The following is a 15,878-nucleotide window of genomic DNA, read 5'->3' as shown; positions in this document are numbered from 1 at the left end:
GGACGGTGACGGCGCCCCCTAGCGGTAACGCCCCGGCGCGAGGGCGCCGTTGGGGTCGAGTACGGCCTTCAGTCGCCGGGTCAGGGCGACGGCTCCCGGATCGCAGGCGGTGGCATCGCGCCGGTCGGCGTGGTCGATGTCCAGCCGGTAGGGCGGGAACCCGGCCTCGGCGAAGGAACGGTGGAGGAGGTCCAGTGCGCGGTGGGCACGGGCGGCGGCCTCGCCGTGGCGGGGGAACTTCATCGCCACCACGCAGTCGATGAGGTCGCCGCTGAGCAGATGCAGCGTCGCGGACAGGCGCACCCCGGTGGCGTCGACCACGTCTTTGAGCAGCCCGCTCGCCTTGGCGACGGCCTTGCCGCTGAAGGGGATCAGCGGCAGGAAGAACGCGAAGCCCGCCTCGGAGTCGACCTTGTCCGCGCTCACCCCCATCTTGGTACGAAAGACGGTGTCCGCCAGGTCGGGATCCCCGGCGTAGCCGCGCTCCACGAGCCGGGCCACCTCGTGGTGGGCAGCGGCCGCGTCGGTGGCGTCGCTGTCGCAGACCGCGGTGAACACCTGGGCGCGGTGCGCCTCCGCCGTCAGGATCTTCGTGAGCGCCTCCACCGACTCGGCGGTGCCGTCGACGGGCAGATGCACCAGGTACTCGCCTTCGGCGCCGCCGTAGGCGCGGCCGGCCGCCGCGTCGAAGATCCGCGGGACGCCCCGGGTCAGCCCCTGGGCGACCAGGCGGCGTACGGCGTCGGTCGCCTCGGCGAGGACCGCGGGCGGAAAGCTCAAACGGACCACCCGCAGCGCCTCGGGCCGGGCGGGCAGCCGGATCGCGGCGGCGGTGACCACCGCGAGGTTCGACTGCACGAACAGCGGCAGCGTCGAGGGGCCCAGACCGTGCGGATACACCGGCGCCGTGCGGTCGCCGGAGGGCCACCAGCCCACCCTGACGCACTCCCCGCCGGGCAGCACCACCTCCAGGCCCACCAGGTCCTCGGTGCGCTGGCCGCGCAGGGCGACTCCGCGGTCGAGCGCGTTGCCCACGATGCTGGTGGCGGCGGCCGAGACGGTGACATTGGCCATCCGCGGCGTGTGCGCCAACAGCCGGGACAGATGCCCCTGGGTGACCCCGGGCTCCACGACGGCCCAGCCCGCGTCCACGTCCAGCTCCCGCACCTGGTCGAGATCGCCCAGATCCAGGACCACCACATCGTCCTGTGCCGGTTCCCGGGAACCCAGGCCCCAGTTGCGGCCGGTGCTGATCACATGGAGGCTGCCGGACTCGGTGCTGCGCGAGAAGAGCTCCACCAGAGCCGGCACCTGCTCGGCGGTGGCCGGCCGCAGCACGGCGGCCACCCGCCGGGAGCGGAAAAGACTCGCGTTGGGCCCCAGCAGCAGGCCCGGGTCCTGCGCGTCGGCGGCAAGGCGCACCCGCTGCGGGCCCAGAAGGCGGCGCGCCGCCTCCAACGCCTCGCCCTGCGCGGCGGATCCGGGCGGGACGAGTGCGTCAAGGCCGCCGGCGGCAGCGGACAGCTCGGGCATGGAGGGCCTCCCTGAACAGGCGGTGGGGCGGACGTGAGGGGACGTCACGAAGCGGTGGTGGTCTGCGGGCCGCGCGCGGCGCCGGCGGAGGTCATGGAGCCGTGCAGGAAGACCAGCGGGTCCTGCCGGGCGCGTACCCCGGTGGCAAGGACGGTGCCGACCACCATCAGGTGGTCGCCGACGGTGAAGGAGTCGGCGAGCGCGCACTCCATCCAGCCCGGGCCCTCGAAGAGCAGGGCCCCGGTGTGCTCCCCCGGCGCCGCGGGCAGGGCGGTGAGGACCTCCTGCCTGCTGGGCCGCGGGCGGGCGAGCAGCTGGGCGGTGTCCTGCCCGCCCGCGGCCAGGATGGACAGCCCCCAGCGGCGCGATGCCAGCAGATCGTCCAGGAAGACCGATCCGTGGCGCAGGAACAGCGCCACCAGCGGAGGCGCGAAGGACACCGGGATCAGCGAGTTGACGGTGATGGCGTCATGGCGCCGCCCGCCGGGCGCCCCCGGATCGGGCGCCCAGGTGCTCACCACACCGACGCCGGTGGCGAAGTGCCGCATCACCGTACGCAGATCGAGTTCCACGGCTCCTCCTCTGGCATCGGGCAGCCGGCACCACGCGGTGCGGGCTGCCCCTCGGCTCTCGGTGAAAAGCACGCTAGGAGAGCGGGCCCGGGCGCAGTGCCGTCCCCGCGCACGCGCACTGTCGCGTTTGCGTACGCACGAGATGCGCGGATCCGGTACACGCGGTGCGCGCCTGGGCGATACCGGCCGACCGTTTGCGGCCACACTGCGCTGGTCCTGACAACCGCCCGCTCACACCAGGTGAGCAGGGCACGGAGGAAGGGGGGACCCCTGTGATCCGTACTGCGGCAGTGGTGGGAACCGGACTCATCGGCACCTCGGTAGGCCTCGCGCTGAGCCGCCGCGGGGTGCGGGTGCATGTGATGGACGCCGACGAATCGGCGGCCCGGGTCGCCGCCGCACGCGGGGCCGGCATCTGCGGCCGCCCCCAGGAGCCGGTCGACCTGGCCGTCCTGGCCGTACCGCCGGCCCGTATCGCCCAGGTCCTCGCGGAACAGCAGCACCAAGGACTGGCGCAGGCCTACACGGACGTGGCGAGCGTGAAGTCCGCCACGGCACAGGCCGTCGCGCGCAGTGCACCGCACCGGCCCAGTTACGTGGGAGGGCACCCCATGGCCGGCAGCCAGTGCTCGGGGCCGCTGGCCGCCAGCGCCGATCTGTTCGAGGGGCGGGCATGGGTGCTCACCCCGGGCACCGAGACCTCACGCGCCGCGCTCAACAGGGTCCTGGCCACCGTGTCGTTGTGCGGGGCCGTCCCGGTGGTGATGGAACCGCGGGCCCACGACCGGGCGGTGGCCCTGGTCTCGCACGCACCCCACCTGGTGGCCGTCCTGATGGCGGCCCGGCTCACGGGCGCGCCCCGCGAGTCGCTCGCGCTGGCCGGGCAGGGACTGCGGGACGTCATCCGGATCGCCGGCGGCGACCGGGCCCTGTGGACCGACATCGTCGCCTCGAACGCACCGGCCATCGCGGAGGTCCTCGGCGAACTGGCGAAGGACCTGGAGGCGCTCGCCCGCGCCCTGCAGGAACTGGAGGTCCACGGCCCCGGCACCGACGACGCCCGCGAGGCGATCGGCGCACTGCTCTCCCAGGGCCGCACCGGCTGGGAGTCCGTACACGAACCCGAGAACACCTCGGGGCAGGTGACACTGTCGATCCCCCTCGCGGACCGGCTGGGGGAAGTGGACCGGCTGGTCAGCGCCGCCCGGGAATCCGGCATCGGCACGGATTCCATCCGCCTGCGCTGGTCGCAGACCTCCTCCCGCCTGTCCGCCCGCCTGGCCACCGCCCCGCTCGCCGCCCCGCACGTACGCAGACGCCTCACCGACAGCGGCTGGCAGGTCTCCGTGGAACCCGCCACACCCTGACCGACGGACACCCCCGGCCCCGGCCGTGCAGGGACGGGCCGTGTCGTTTCGGGAAGGCGCGGGACGCCGTCGGCCGTCTCGCGGCGACGGCGTCCCGCAACGCCTCAGAGCGGGCTGCCCTCCCGCACCTCACGCTCCCCGTCCCCGTCCGCGGGGGCGGGGGCGGTCGGCAGGGCGTAGGCATCCGCGATCAACTCATAGGAACGCACACGGAATTCGGGGGTGTGCGAGTTCATCGCCAGCATCAACTCGTCCGCGCCGGTGCGCTTTTGCAGGGCGTCCAGACCCGCCGTGACCTCGTCCGCCGTCCCGTACAGCGCGTTGTCGAGCCAGTCGCCGAGGACCGCCTTCTCCTGCTCGGTGAAATCGTGCGCAGCCGCGACCTCCGGGGCCGGAACCAGCCCCGGACGGCCGCTGCGCAGCCGCACCGTCGCCAGCGCCCCGGTCAGGGCCTGCCGGTACGCCTCCTCGGTGCTGCGACCGGCGAAGGCGAAGACACCCAGGACGACATACGGCTCCGCCAGAGCCGGTGAGGGACGGAAGTGGCGGCGGTACTCCTCCAGCGCGGGAAGAGTGTTGCGGGCGGCGAAGTGATGCGCGAAGGCGAACGGCAGCCCCAACTGCCCGGCGAGACGGGCGGAGAACCCCGACGAACCCAGCAGCCACACCTGCGGCTGCCCCACAACCCCCTGCACGGGACCGGGCACCGCGTGGATGCCCCCGTAAGGGTGCCGCTCGGGGAAGTCGTCGCGCAGGAAGTGCAGCAGTTCGCCCACCTCGGCCGGGAAGTCCTCGGCGCCGCCCTGCCCGCCGCGGCCCCGGCGCAGGGCCGCCGCGGTGGCCCCGTCGGTACCGGGGGCCCGTCCCAGGCCCAGGTCGATACGTCCGGGCGCGAGCGCCTCCAGGGTGCCGAACTGCTCGGCGACCACCAGCGGGGCGTGGTTGGGCAGCATCACGCCGCCCGAGCCCAGCCGCAGTCTGCTCGTGTGGGCCGCCAGATGCGCGAGGATCACGGAAGGGCTGCTGCTGGAGATGCCCGGCATGGAGTGGTGCTCGGCCACCCAGTAACGTAAGAATCCCCGCGTATCGGCCAGTTCGGCCAGGCGCCGGGAGGCCTCCAGGGCGTCCCGGGCCGTGTATCCCTCCCCCACGCTGACCAGGTCGAGAAGGGACAGCGGTACGGGCGCCCTTCCGTGGGCCTCGCCTCGGACGGGATCGATGATCGGCTCAGTCATGCCCTCGCCAGCGGCGGCGGCCCGCACGGTTATTCCGCCGCTCCCCGCCCCGGTGGCCGGATGTGAGAGGTGCGGCGGCCTGCCGGTCCCGGGCCTCTTCGCGGTTTGCCCTGCAAGAGGGCACGGGAAGGGCTCCCGCCCGGCAGCGGACCGCTCGGGCGGGGGCGGCGCGGCGGGGGTGAAGTTGGCCGAGGAGCACGGCACTTGCGGGATACAGGCGCCCGCGACGAAGGGCGGGAAGAGGCGCTGCGCGGACCGGCCGCCCTGCGGGGGACGGCCGCCCCGCCCGCGCCGGACTCCCCCGCGGAAGCGGACTCTCTCGCGGGAGCGGGATCCCCCACGGCGGGGACCCGGCGCGGGGCCCGGGCGCGGGGGCTTGGGCGCAGGGCTTGGGGTGCCGCGGGTGTCAGGTGCCGTGGACGATCTCGTGTTGCCAGCTGTCCTCGGGCTGGGTGTGCAGGCGCCAGTAGTGCTCGGCGATGTCGTCCGGGTCGCAGGCGGTGCCGGGGGCGACCCGGCCGGGCACGGTCACCGAGGCGACGTGGACACCCGCGGGCCCGTAGTGGGCGTCCAGGAGTTCCACCAGGGTGCGTACGCCGTATTTGCCGAGGGTGAGGCTGAAGTAGGCGGGGTCGGGGCGGGGCATGCCGCCGGTGATCAGCAGCGAGCCGTGTCCGCGGGCGGCCATGCCCGGCGCCACGTGCGCGGCGGTGCTCAACGCGCCGACCACGTTGACGGCCCAGGCGTCCAGCTGATGCCGCGAACCGTACTCGCCGGGGACGTCGGGGCGGATCAGGGCGGCGTTGTAGACGACCGCGTCGGGCGGGCCGAGTTCGCTCTCGGCCCGGTCCAGGGCGGAGCGCAGCGCGTCCTCGTCGGTGCTGTCGGCGGTCAGCGCCAGCACCTTGCGGCCCGCCCGGCCGATGTCCGCCGCCACCTGCCGCACCGTCTCCTCGCGGCGGGCGATCACCGCGACGGACAGCCCCTCACGCGCGAACCGTTCGGCCACGGACCTGCCGATCCCCGGCCCTGCTCCTACCACCACCGCTGCCGGCACCGGCAACTCCCTTGCTGATTGCGACGCTTACCTGCCGGAGCGTATCGGCCCGGCCCCGCCCGCCGTCCGCTGCGGCCCGCCGCGGCGCGGGGAACCATACGAAGGAGGGACACCGCACAGCAGGCGGGCCGGCAAAGCAAGGGACGGTGGAGCAGGGGACGGTGGAGCAGGGGCGTGCGGTCCGGCGGCCCGCCCCGCGCAGGAGTAAGGAGTGGGGCGGGTAGGGGTCAGGTGCGGCCGATGTCGCGCAGGGGCATGCCGCCGCCGGCCAGGACCACCTTGGTGAAGGCGGTGGCCAGTTCGGTGAGCCGGGCGGTCCTGGCGGGGCCGAGGTGCCGGTAGGGGGCGGCGTCCAGGCGGTCGGTGTCCGCCTCGAGGGCGCGGCGCAGTTCGGTACCCCGGTCGGTGAGGTCGCCGTCGGCTCCCAGCAGCCCCTTTTCGCACAGGCGGGCGCGGGCGTCGGCCCACTCCTGGACGGACCAGCCGCGGGTGCGCTGCAGGAAGGCGGGGCGCCAGCTGGTGCCGGTCGCGGTGTGGGTGACCAGGGCTTCGAGGCCGTCGAGTTCGGCCGACATCAGGGCGCTGATGTGGCCGGCTCCCCGGTGTTCGCGCAGCAGGGTGGTGGCGTGCCACAGGGCCAGGTGCGCGGGGGCGGGGGTGGGCAGGTCGGCGTTGGCGGTGGCCAGCGGGCGGCCCGGGTGCGCGCAGGCCTCGGCGGCGGCGAGGGCCAGTTCGGCGGCTTCGGCCATCTCCGCGGAGCGCACGGCCTGCGGGCCCAGGAGGCGGGTGAGGCAGGCGTCCACGATGTCCAGCCGGGTGCGCAGGATGCGCTCGGGGGACGCGGCCCGCCAGGCCTGGGGCAGCAGGCGGGCGACGAGTGCGGGGTGGAAGGTGTAGAAGGCGGCGCTGACCACGCCCGGGGTGCAGGGGCCCAGGGGTGCAGCCCGGCCGGCGAGGTAGGCCATGGGGCCGGGGGCCAGGCCCAGTCGGGCGTAGTGCGCGTCGTGTTCGGGGGCGAAGTAGTAGGCGGCGTGGACGGGGTGGTGGGCGTTGTAGCAGCGCCGGGCCTCGCGTGGGGTGACGGTCGTCATGGTGGTGGCGGGCCTTGGTCGAGGAGAGGGGCGGGGAGGGTCAGGCCTGCTGCTGTTCCTTGACCGCGCGGGCGAGGGCTTCGATGACCTCGCGCAGGTCGCCGAGGGTGGACTCGTCGGTGACCTGGCCGTCGCGGATCTTGACGGTGGCCAGCGCGATGGGCAGCGACTCGGGCAGGACGCGCGCGCCCATGACCTCCAGGGTCTCCTTGACCCAGGCCTGGGCGCGGTCGCCGCCGGTCATGGAGGGGGAGGCGGTGACCACGGCGGTGGGTTTGTCGACGAGTTCGCCGCCGCCGACGACCCATTCGAGGGCGTTCTTGAGGACGCCGGAGGTGCCGTGGGCGTATTCGGGGCTGGAGATGAGGACGGCGTCGGCGGCCGCCAGGCGGGCGCGGAAGTCGAGGACCTCGGCGGGGGGCTGGACGCTTTCGACGTCCTGGTTGAAGTAGGGCAGCAGCCCGAGGCGGTCGTAGACCTCCAGGGCGGTCCCGGGCGGGCACAGCCGCTGGGCGGTGCGCACCACCGCGGTGTTGAGGGAGGCCTTTCGCAGGCTGCCGGAGAACGCGAGGAATTTCATGCGGGTGGTTCCTGCCTTGGGGTGCGGGCGGGGTGTGCGGGGGCGGGTGGTCAACTTGGTGATGCTACGTCAGCAGGCGTGCTGCCAGCGGGAGTTGGGCGGGCGGCGGTGACGGCCTCGGTGATGCGGCGGGCCAGTGAGCGGTGGTGGCGGCGGAGGTAGAAGTGGCCGCCGCTGTACATGTGCGGGCCGTGCAGGCGCCGGGTGTGCCGGGCCCAGGCGGCCAGGCGGGCGCGGGGGACGAGGGTGTCCTCGGTGCCGCCGAAGGCGGACAGGGCAACGGGCAGCGGCGCGGTCTCGGGGGCGGTGTGCCAGGTGTCGACGAGGGCGAAGTCGCTGCGGAAGACGGGCGCGAACGTCTGCCAGAGCCAGGGGTCGTCGAGGACTTCGTCGGGGGTGGCGCCCAGGGTGCGCAGCCAGTCGCGCAGTTGGGGGTCGGTGAACTCGTGGCGGCCCGGGGTGCGTGGGCTGCGGGGGGTGGGGGCGCCGCAGGAGGACAGTCCGGTCCACAGGGGCGGGCGGCGGCCCTCCCGCACGAGGCGGCGGGTGAGTTCGTAGGCGATCAGGGCGCCCATGCTGTGGCCGAACAGGGCGTAGGGCCGGTCGGTCCAGGCGGTGAGCTGGGTGTGGAAGAAGTCGACGAGGCGGGCGCCGCTGTCCAGGGGCGGCTCGCCCAGGAGGCTGCCGCGGCCGGGGGCGTCCAGGAGGCACAGTTCCCAGTCGGCGGGGAAGTGCGCCTCCCAGCCCCGGTACAGCAGGTGGGAGCCGCCGGCGTGGTGGAAGCAGAAGAGGCGGACGGCGGCGCCGGGGTTGGGGCGCGGGAGGGTGAGGGCGCCGTGGGTCAGGGGCCGCCGGACCACCCCCACCCCCGCGCCCGCGCCCGAGCCCGCCCCGGGTGCGGCGGCGGGGGCGGGTGTGGGGTGGTGGGGTGCGGTCATCGGGTGCCCCCGTGCGGCGGGTGCCCGGCCGGGGGGCGGCCGGGTGTGCCGGGGGTGGCCGCGTGCACGGGGTGCTGCACGGTCGGGCTCCCTCCTTCTCGGCGCGTACGAGGGGTCAGTTGGCGGGGTCGGGGGCCTGGGCGCTTTCGTGGAGGTCGCGGCGGCGGATCCCGACGAAGGCGATGGCGGCGCCGACGGCGGCGAACAGGGCGCACAGCACCATGACGTCGGACAGGGAGTCGACGAAGGCGGTGCGGGCGGCCTCGGTGACCGCTTCCAGGCGCCCGGGGGCGACCGTGTCGCCGAGGGCGGAGGTGCCGCCGGTGGCGACGGACCGGCCGACCTCGTGGGCGCCGGCGCCCAGCGCCCCGCCCGCGTCGGTGGCGGTGAAGGCGTCGACGGCCTTGTGGTGGAAGAGGGCGCCGAAGGCGGCGACCCCGACGGCGACACCGACCTGCTGAAAGGTCTCCCCCATGCCCGAGGCCATACCGGCCTTCTCCGGGCGGACCACACCGATGGTGACCGCGGCGCGCGGCGGGTTGAACAGGCCCATGCCGACACCGGTGACGATCATGCTCGGGAGCATCGCGGTCCAGGAGCTGTCCGCGTCGACCAGGACCATCAGGCCCATGCCGAGGGCGATCAGGCCGATGGACAGGCCGATGAGCAGGCCCGGTGAGACCTTGGCGAGGAGGCCGCCGGTGATCGCGGAGACGACGAAGAGAGTGATCATCATCGGCATGAAGCGCAGTCCGGTGTCCCAGGGCGAGTAGCCCAGGACGTTTTGCACGTAGGAGATCTGCAGGAACACCGCGGCCAGGCTGGTCGCGTTCGACAGCAGGGTGGCGCAGCAGACGGCGGTGAAGGTGGGGTTGCGCAGCAGCGTCAGGTCGAACATGGCCCGCTCCCCCAGGCGCTTTTCGACCAGGACGAACGCGGCCAGCAGGATGAGGCCCGCGGCGAAGGCGGCCAGGATCGGGGCGCTGGTCCAGCCGTCGGCCTCACCGCGCAGAAAGCCCAGGACGATCAGGGCGAGACCGAGGCCGAAGGCGGTCATGCCCGCCCAGTCGACGCGGTGCGCGGAGGGCTCGCGGGACTCCCGCAGGCGCAGCAGCCCGGCGACCAGGGCGAGGACACCGATGGGCACGTTGACCAGGAAGATCCAGCGCCAGCTGAGGCTGTCGGTGAGCAGACCGCCGACCAGGGGGCCCAGCGCCAGGGCCAGACCCGCGATGGCGCCGAAGAGGCCGAAGGCCTTGCCGCGGTCGGCGCCGCGGAACTCGTGGCCGATCAGCGCCGGCCCCACGGAGAACAGCAGCGCCGCGCCGGCGCCCTGGACACCGCGGGCGATGTTGAGGGTCAGGACGTCCTGGGCCAGGCCCGCGGCCAGCGAGGAGAGCGTGAACAGGACGAGACCGGCCAGGAAGACGCGCTTGCGGCCCAGCCGGTCCGCCAGCGAACCGCCGGTCAAAAGGAAGGCGGCCAGGGTGAGGGTGTAGGAGTCGATGACCCACTGGAGACCGGCGAAGCCGGCGTCCAGGGAGGTGCGCAGGTCCTGCAGGGCGACGTTGACGACGGTGACGTCCAGCATGAGCATGAACATCGCCACGCAGGCCAGGGCCAGGGTCCAGGGGCGGGCGGTGCCTGCCGCCTTGTCGGGGGCCAGGTCCGTCGGGGTCGACGCGACGGTGGCTTCGGCCGGCATCTTGCTCTCCTTAGGGGGTGTGGGTCGGGTGGGGACGGGGCGGCTCACGAGGTGGGCTGCCAGGTGCGGGTACGGGGCCGGTAGCGGCCGCGGACGGCGCCGGTGATGCCGGTGACGCGCAGCAGGGCGCGCCCCTCGGGGTCCAGGAGGGCGCAGTTCTCCTCGCCGGTGCCCTCCTCGTACCAGTGGCGCAGCGCCAGTCCGCCGGGCCAGCGCCGGGCGAGTTCGAGGTCGTTGGCGGGGGTGTGCAGGTCGATGGCGGCCAGCGCGGTGGGGACGATGACGGGCAGGTCGCCGCCGGGGCGGCGGCCGTCGAGTACGCAGGTGCGCAGCAGGCAGTCCAGGGCGGTGCTGGGCAGGACGAACTCCTCGAAGGGGCGCTCGTGTTGCGTGAAGGCGGGCAGGAAGTGGGCCGATCCGCCGTCGCTCTGGAGCCGCGGCGCGCGCAGGGAGGCGAAGACGCCGCTCAACGCGACCGGGCTGCCGGGCAGTTCGTAGGTGTTGGGGGCCTCGGTGCCGGGTCCGGCCGGCGGGCACCAGGGGCCCGGGGTGAGGGTGCGGGCCAGGTGGATCGTCATCCGGGTGTGCTCACGCTCCGGGACCGGCCCGGCGGCGGGGGTGAGGACGCGTACGTGGACGGTGTCGCCGTCGCGGGTGGCCCGGGCGGTCAGGGTGCGCGGCCAGCGGTGGTGGGCGGCGCGGATGAAGTGGGACAGGACCACGTCGGTGATGCGGGCGGGGCGCAGGCCAGGGGCGAGGGCGAGGGCGGCCTCGGCGGCTATTTCGAGGATGAAGGTGCCGGGGATCGTGGGGCGGCCGTCGACGAGGTGGTCCCGGAGGTAGGGGTGCGCGTCGAGGCGGACCTCGAAGGTCCAACTGCCGGAAGCGGCATCGGGCCGGTGGGGCGGTCCGCTGAGGAAGGCACCCGAGGGGAGGGCCGGTCGGCGGCGCGGTTCGGGGGCGCGGGCGGCGAGGGTGCGGCACAGGGTACGGAAGTGGGGGGCGCCGCGTTCGAGGGTGTTCCAGTCGGCCTCGCCGAGCCAGGTGGTGGCCAGCCCGTGGCTGCCGCGGCCGCGTAGTTCGGTGCGGAAGAAGGCGCGGCCCTGGGCGTCGGTCAGCTGGCCGATCTCGCCCTGGCGGGCGAGGAAGGCGCCGCCGGGGGTGGTGGCCGCGGCCATCCCGGACTCGGTCCACAGGCCGGAGGCGAGGGCGACCTCGTCGTCGCGGCGCCTGTGGCGGGCGTGGGCGGCGGCCAGCAGGAGGAATTCGTTGGCGGCGCCGTAGTCGGCCTCGCCGCGCAGCCCGGTGAACGCGGACACGGAGCTGATGCTGCACCACAGGGCGGGGCGGTGGCCGTCGAGGGCGGCCTTGAGGTGGGCGTAGCCGCGGACCTTGATGTCGCGCACGGTGCGCAGGTCGGCGAGTTTCTTGCGGGCAAGGCTCGCCGAGCGTGCCAAGCCCGCGCCGTGCACGACGATGTCGATACGGCCCTCGGCCTGAAGGATCTGCCCGACCGTCGTGTGCACGGCCGCCTCGTCCAGGACATCGCACTGGCGGTAGTGGACCCGGCCCACTCCGCACAGGCGCTCCAGCTCGGCGAGGGTACGGGCGCGTTCACGGCGCTGTTCGAGCTGGTCGTAGCGCCGGCTGAGCAGGGCGGGACTCTCACCGGGGTGACGGGCCATCAGTTCCCGCAGGACCTGCGGGCGCGGCGGCAGTTCGCCCTCGGCGTCCTGCGGATCGGGGTGCGGGCCGGTGCCCAGCAGCCACACGGCGTGGGGGGCGCGGTGGGTGAGCAGCTCGTGGACGAGATGGGCGGTCAGCCCGCGCGCTCCGCCGGTGGCCAGCAGGACCGGATCGTCGGGCAGGTCGAGCGACTCGCCGGGGGCGGGCTCCTCGACGGGCAGCAGGACGTACTCCAGGCGCACTCCCCCGCTGTGGTGGGCGACGGGCAGCTGGCGGCGGGCGGCGGACTCCTCGGCGAGCAGGGCGAGAGCGGCCGAGGTGTCGGTGGTGTCGGTGAGCAGGGCGTAGACGAGGCAGCCGGGAAGTTCCTGGGCGAGGCTGCGGACCAGGCCGCTGAACAGGCCCGCCCGCGGCGCGGGCAGATGCCCCGTCAGGGCGCCCAGGGCGAGGACGGCGTAGCTGCCGCCGTCCTCCAGCCGCCCGGCGCGGGCCTGGGCGGCGGTGAAGGCGAGGTCGTGCAGGTCCAGTACGTGCGCGGGAACCTGCTCGGGTGCACCGGCCGGGGGTGCGAGGACGACACGGATGTCCGCGGGCCCGGATACGGGGCGGGCGGCCAGCAGGCCGGTCAGTTCCTCGGGGGCCAGGCGGGCGACGGGCAGCGGCAGAACACGGTCGCCGCCGGCGGGCGCGGGGGTCGAGCGGGGGGTGGCGATCAGCCCCTCGGCGGGCAGCTCGACACCTTCGAGGACGCGGGGGTCGTCGGTGAGCAGCACCACACCCGGGGGCAGCGCGGGACGGGGCGGGCGTACGGGGGTGGCCGGCAGGGGGCGCAGGGTGAGGGTGTGGCGGGCGAGGTGCCCGTGCAGCGGGTTGTCCTCGTCGGGGGCCGCAGTCGCGGCCGGGGTCGGGGTTGCTTCCGGGCCCGTGCCCGTGCGGGTGTCCGGGTGGGTTTCTGTGCCCGTGGTCGCGGGCGCGTCCGTAGCCGGGCCCGGGTGGGTGGTCGCGTCCGGGCCCGTGAACGTGTCCGTACTCGTGAACGGGTCCGGGTCCGTGCTCGTGTGGGTGTTGGTGGTGGTGCGGGGGTCCGGGGCGGTGGACGTGGGGGCGCCGGTGGGGGTGGGGGTGAGCAGGAGGGTGGGGGTGTGGGGGTCTTCCTGGGGGTGCAGGACGGTGGGGGCGGGGGTGTGCAGGGCGTGCAGGAGGGCGAGGGCGCTCTCGGCGCCGCGGTGGTCACGGGCCGGAGCGGGTGCAGCGGCGGGCCGGGGGGTCGTCTCGGCGGGGGCGAGGGCGAGTTCGGCGAGGATGTCCATGCCGTGGGCGCGGGCGAGGCTGCGCCGGGTGAGGGTGAAGCCGACGGCCGCCTCGGCGACGGGTGCGCCGCCGTCCCCCGGTGCGGGGTCGGTGGTGGCGTTGACGCCGAGGACCAGGGCGAGGTCGAGTTCGCCGTCGCGCAGGTAGCGAAGAGCGGTGGCCAGCGCGGAGGTGGTGGAGTCGCGCCCGGCGTCCAGGGTCATGTTGGGGCCGTGCAGGTCCAGGCGCTGGACCACGCGGGCGGCGATGATGTTGGGCATCAGGCCGGGATAGACGTCCTCGTTGATGGGCCGGCTGGTGGCCTCGACCGCGCCGGTGAGGACCTCGGCGGGGATCCCGGCCGGTCCGGTGACCTTGCGGGTGAGCTCGTGCAGGCTGTAGCGCAGGGCGTGGTCGCGGGCCGAGCGGGTGGGCCCGCTGTGGCCGACCAGGACACCGGTGCGGGCGGCCAGGGCGGGGTCCTTGGTCCAGGGCGAGGCCAGGCGGTCGGCGCAGCGCAGGGCCATGAGCTGGCTGCGGTCCATCGCGGCGATCGCGGACGGCGCGAGGCGGGCTTCGAGGGGTTCGGGCAGCGGGTAGTCCTCGCCGAAGGACAGCGGCCAGGCGGGAGTGGTGCCGGGCCGCCAGTCGCCCAGCAGGGCGGGGCCGGGGTCGCCGGGCAGATGGGTGGCCCAGGCGGTCACCACCACAGGATCGGCAGCATCGACGGCACCGGCGGCACCGGCGGGATCGGCGAGGTCGGTGGGATCGGTGGGCGCGATGGGGTCGGCGGGGTCGGTGGGCGCGGGCGGGTGGTCGCTGAGCAGGAGGTGGCCGTTGGTGCCGCCGAAGCCCATGGCGGAGACGCCGACGGTGCGGCGGCGCTCTCCGGCCGGCCAGGGCAGATCGGTGGTGGGGACCTCGACGGCGCCGCCGAGGTCCTCGGGCAGGCGGCTGAACTGCCGCTGGGCGGGGATCCTCTCGTGGCGCAGGGCGAGCAGGGCATGGATCGCCGAGACCGCTCCGGCCGCCCAACCGCAGTGGCCGACCAGTGACTTGTTGGACGTCATGGTCCAGGTCTTGCCGGACCCCGCGCTGCGGGTGAGCGCGGTCATCTCGGTACGGTCGCCCGCCGGGGTTCCGGTGGAGTGGGCGACGATCCAGTCCACGTCCTCGGCGCTCAGGCGGGCGGCGGCCCGGGCGCGGTGCAGGGCCAGTTGCTGCCCGGCGGCGTTGGGGGCGTAGATGGCCTTGCCGCGGCCGTCGGAGGAACCGCCGAAACCGGCGATGTAGCCGTGCACGGTGTCGCCGTCGGCGCGGGCACGGGCACGGGTCTTCAGGACGAGGGTGGCGGCGCTGTCGCTGAACAGGACACCGTCCGCGTCACGGTCCAGGGCGCGCACCCGTCCGGAGCGGGACAGTCCGCGCAGCTTGGAGAAGAGCACCAGATTCTGCGCGCTCAACGCGAAGGCGCCGCCGCACAGGGCGATGTCCGCCTCGCCCGCGCGCAGGGCCCGTACGCCGAGGTCGATGGTGTAGAGGGAGGAGGAGCAGGCGGTGTCGACGACGACGATCTCGGTGGTGGGCGGCAGATCGTGGGCGGCGGCGCGGGCGATGCGGTGGGGCAGGACGTCGGCGGCGGGGCCCCGGCCCAGGGGGTAGTGGGTGTCCAGGGTGTCGGGGACGGGGTGTCCGGCGCCGGTGAGGTGGGCGCGGACACTGGAGGTGATCAGGCTCTGTTCGAGGTGCTGGCTGCCGTCGGGGGTCAGGCCCAGGGCGAGCAGGTGGCGGTCGCCGGGGCGGGTGGTGACGTGTTCGGTGGCGGCGAGCAGCGAGTGGCGCAGCCACAGGGCGGTGTACTCCTCGCTGTCGAAGGCACCGGAGGCGATCTCGGCCCTCAGGCGGGGGTGGGGGGTGAAGCCGGTCATGAAGCCGGAGACGCGGGAGTAGGTCTTGTCCGGCGCGGCGGCATCGGGCGAGAACAGGGCGTCGATGTCCAGGCGCTCGCCCGGTTCGCCGAAGACGGGCTCCCCCTCGGTCAGCAGGGTCCAGAACTCTTCGGGGGTGCTGGCTCCGGGGACGGCGAGTCCCATACCGACGACGACGATCGCCTCGTCGTCCAGGGCGGCTTGGGAGCCCTCGGCGTTCTCGCGGACCCCGCGGACCCCGCGGACCTCGCGGTCCGGGTGGTCCTCGCGGTCCTGGGAGTGCTGGGGGTGCTGGGAGACGGGGGCGGGCGTACGGGCCGGGGCCGGGGCCATAGCGGGTTCGCGGGCGGAGGCGGAGGCGGGGGCGGGTGTGGCGAGGGTGAGGAGGTGGCCGTCGAGGGCGGCGGCGGTGTCGCCGAGGAGGAAGGCGGTGAGCTGGGCGAGGGCGCGGGGCGTTGCGGCGGCTTCGGGCCCCGAACCGCCGCCGGTGGTGTCGGGGGCGGCGCCGGTGGTGTCGGGGGTGAGGACGGCGTGCAGGCGGGTGCCGGTGGCCCGGGCGGTGGGGGCCAGGCGGTGCAGTTCTGCCTCGGCCGGTGCCCGGGTGGCGGGGCCGCACCACAGGACGAGGACGGCGCCCCGGGGTGCCGTGGCCAAGAACCGGTCGTGGACGCCGCGCAGTTCGCTCGCCGCGGTTTCGGCGGTGAGGGTGGTGATCAGGGCGTGCGGGGCGGCCTGGGCCAGCAACCGGCGTACGGCGTCGGGGTGTTGGGGGCCGCTGGTCAGCAGGCGGGTGCTGGCGGCGAGGTGGCTGCCCGCGGCGGCGGCCGGGGGGTGGGCGGTGCCGGTGAGCAGGGTGGTGCGGCCGGTGAGGGTCATGCTGGTGGTGGCTCCCGTGT

Annotated in this window: 10 protein-coding genes; 1 reads left to right on the top strand and 9 read right to left on the bottom strand. The window is 74.8% G+C overall.

Features of this window, described 5'->3' with window-relative positions; all coding sequences use genetic code 11:
• Positions 1-18: 18 nt before the first annotated feature.
• Positions 19-1,533, bottom strand: a complete 1,515-nt coding sequence (locus tag MID12_RS32140; protein ID WP_063778592.1) for an FAD-binding oxidoreductase — start codon at positions 1,531-1,533, stop codon at positions 19-21.
• A gap of 44 nt (positions 1,534-1,577) precedes the next feature.
• Positions 1,578-2,105, bottom strand: a complete 528-nt coding sequence (locus MID12_RS32135) for a flavin reductase family protein (protein ID WP_107071249.1) — start codon at positions 2,103-2,105, stop codon at positions 1,578-1,580.
• A gap of 272 nt (positions 2,106-2,377) precedes the next feature.
• Between MID12_RS32135 and MID12_RS32130 the strand changes: the two genes are divergently transcribed.
• Complete coding sequence (locus tag MID12_RS32130) at positions 2,378-3,472, top strand: prephenate dehydrogenase (RefSeq protein WP_263163929.1); 1,095 nt, start codon at positions 2,378-2,380, stop codon at positions 3,470-3,472.
• Positions 3,473-3,576: 104 nt separating this feature from the next.
• Here the strand turns inward: MID12_RS32130 and MID12_RS32125 are convergent, their stop codons facing one another.
• The 7 genes from MID12_RS32125 to MID12_RS32095 form a co-directional block, all read right to left on the bottom strand.
• Positions 3,577-4,707 carry an LLM class flavin-dependent oxidoreductase gene (locus tag MID12_RS32125; protein ID WP_263163932.1) on the bottom strand — a complete coding sequence of 377 codons (1,131 nt, stop codon included), beginning with the start codon at positions 4,705-4,707 and terminating at the stop codon, positions 3,577-3,579.
• Between the two features lie 406 nt (positions 4,708-5,113).
• A complete protein-coding gene (locus MID12_RS32120) occupies positions 5,114-5,716 on the bottom strand; it encodes an SDR family NAD(P)-dependent oxidoreductase (RefSeq protein ID WP_397916254.1) in 603 nt (200 codons plus the stop codon).
• A 275-nt stretch (positions 5,717-5,991) separates the two neighbouring features.
• Entirely contained in the window at positions 5,992-6,855 is an 864-nt protein-coding gene (locus MID12_RS32115; RefSeq protein WP_263163935.1) for an SCO6745 family protein, read from the bottom strand.
• Positions 6,856-6,895: 40 nt separating this feature from the next.
• Complete coding sequence (locus MID12_RS32110) at positions 6,896-7,435, bottom strand: NADPH-dependent FMN reductase (protein ID WP_263163937.1); 540 nt, start codon at positions 7,433-7,435, stop codon at positions 6,896-6,898.
• Positions 7,436-7,485: 50 nt separating this feature from the next.
• On the bottom strand, positions 7,486-8,373 hold the full coding sequence (locus MID12_RS32105; protein WP_263163940.1) for a thioesterase II family protein: 888 nt from the start codon (positions 8,371-8,373) through the stop codon (positions 7,486-7,488).
• A gap of 115 nt (positions 8,374-8,488) precedes the next feature.
• Complete coding sequence (locus MID12_RS32100; protein ID WP_263163943.1) at positions 8,489-10,078, bottom strand: MFS transporter; 1,590 nt, start codon at positions 10,076-10,078, stop codon at positions 8,489-8,491.
• A gap of 44 nt (positions 10,079-10,122) precedes the next feature.
• Positions 10,123-15,858, bottom strand: a complete 5,736-nt coding sequence (locus tag MID12_RS32095; RefSeq protein ID WP_263163946.1) for an SDR family oxidoreductase — start codon at positions 15,856-15,858, stop codon at positions 10,123-10,125.
• Positions 15,859-15,878 lie beyond the last annotated feature (20 nt).

The organism is Streptomyces sp. SCSIO ZS0520 (genome assembly GCF_025643355.1).
GTDB classification, from domain to species: domain Bacteria; phylum Actinomycetota; class Actinomycetes; order Streptomycetales; family Streptomycetaceae; genus Streptomyces; species Streptomyces physcomitrii.
This window is presented reverse-complemented; position numbering and strand designations above follow the sequence as displayed.